Below are 1,519 nucleotides of genomic sequence, written 5' to 3' on the forward strand. Positions count from 1 at the left end.
ATTTCGTGCGGCTCTAGTGGCGAAATTTTGCAAAACGCGCAGGGTGAAATTTCAAAAAACAATGCGGATGAAATTTTGATCGCGTCTAAAGCTTTGCAAGGCGCGGACGATAAAATTTTAGATAATAAAATTTTAAAAGACGCCGCGGATCAAACTTCGCAAACGAGCGAAATTCCAGCAGCGCTGTCTAAATTTAATCTCGCGTGCGAAGCAAAAAAAGCGCGCGTAGATACCGCGATGAATCTAAATTTTGCTTTCGGCGGCGACAACGCCGTAACCATAATAGGACGCGTATGAGAGCCTCTAGCATACTACCGCAGAGCGGATATATGGTCTTCGCAGATGAAATTTTAGAGGTTAGCGACGGTTACGTAAGCTGCGCGTTTAGCGTTAAAGAGGACTCGCCGTTTACCGAAGACGGCGAACTCGGCAGCTACTCGTATATGGAGATAATGGCGCAGTGTATCGGCGTGTATTCGGGCTACAGAAACGACGGCGAGGCGAGGCTTGGGGTTTTGCTGGGCGTGCGGAACCTGGATATTTCGCGCGCAAGCTTAAAATTGGGCGAGCGCGTGATCACAACGGCGAGGCAGAGCGTGAGCGACGGCGAGGGGCTATATATCTTCGATTGCGAGATCCGCTGCGGCGACGAACATATCGCAAGCGCCACGCTAAGCGTAATGCGCGCGAGCGACGAAATGATAAAGAGTATAAATGACTAAGAGAATTTTAATTACCGGAGCAAGCGGCGGTATCGGCGAGGCGTGCGCGTTAAATTTAGCGCAAAAGGGTTACGGCTTGGCGCTAAGCGGGCGCAACGAAGCAAAGCTTAATGGCGTAGCGAAGCGCTGTTTGGATGCGGGCGCGGCGGAAGTTCAAATTTTAAAATTTGACGTCGCAGATACCGCTGCGGCGCAGAAGCGGATCGAAGCAGACATAGAGGCAAACGGCGCATACTGGGGCATCGTGCTAAATGCGGGCATCACGCGGGATAATTCCTTCGTGTGGTTCGAGCGCGAGGATTGGCAAAGCGTGATAGATACGAATTTAGGCGGGTTTTATAACGTCCTAAAGCCCGCGCTAATGCCGATGATCCGCGCCAAAAAGGGCGGACGTATCGTCGTGATGAGCTCGGTTAGCGGAATTGCCGGCAACCGCGGCCAAAGCAACTACGCCGCTAGCAAAGGGGGCCTAATCGCCGCGGCAAAATCGCTAGCGATAGAACTTGCAAGCCGCAAGATCACGGTAAACGTGGTAGCTCCCGGGCTCATCAAAACGGCGATGAGCGAAGGTATAAACGAAACCGCAAGCGAGCAAATTTTAAGCGCGATTCCGCTAGGGCGCATTGGCGAGCCAAGCGAGGTAGCGCATTTGGTGGAGTTTTTGCTAAGCGAAAATTCCGCATATATCACAAAAGAGGTTATTAAAATAGACGGTGGATTATGTTAAATAGAGTAGTTATTACGGGTTTTGGCAATGTCTGTGCATTCGGTCGGGAGGGCGTCGCAAAGCGGGCGGA

2 protein-coding genes and 1 pseudogene are annotated in these 1,519 nt (G+C 51.4%); all 3 read left to right on the forward strand.

The window, feature by feature from the left end; translation table 11 throughout:
• Nucleotides 1-297: pseudogene (locus tag Q0277_RS03230) on the forward strand (hypothetical protein); the annotation flags it as partial.
• On the forward strand, nucleotides 294-722 hold the full coding sequence (locus Q0277_RS03235; protein WP_297995549.1) for a hypothetical protein: 429 nt from the start codon (nucleotides 294-296) through the stop codon (nucleotides 720-722). The pseudogene Q0277_RS03230 and the gene Q0277_RS03235, both read left to right, overlap by 4 nt.
• Nucleotides 715-1,449, forward strand: coding sequence for a 3-oxoacyl-ACP reductase FabG (gene fabG / locus Q0277_RS03240; protein WP_297995552.1), 735 nt, complete (start codon nucleotides 715-717; stop codon nucleotides 1,447-1,449). The genes Q0277_RS03235 and fabG overlap by 8 nt, the downstream gene beginning before the upstream one ends.
• Nucleotides 1,450-1,519 lie beyond the last annotated feature (70 nt).

This window comes from uncultured Campylobacter sp. (assembly GCF_938030815.1).
Taxonomy (GTDB): Bacteria; Campylobacterota; Campylobacteria; order Campylobacterales; family Campylobacteraceae; genus Campylobacter_B.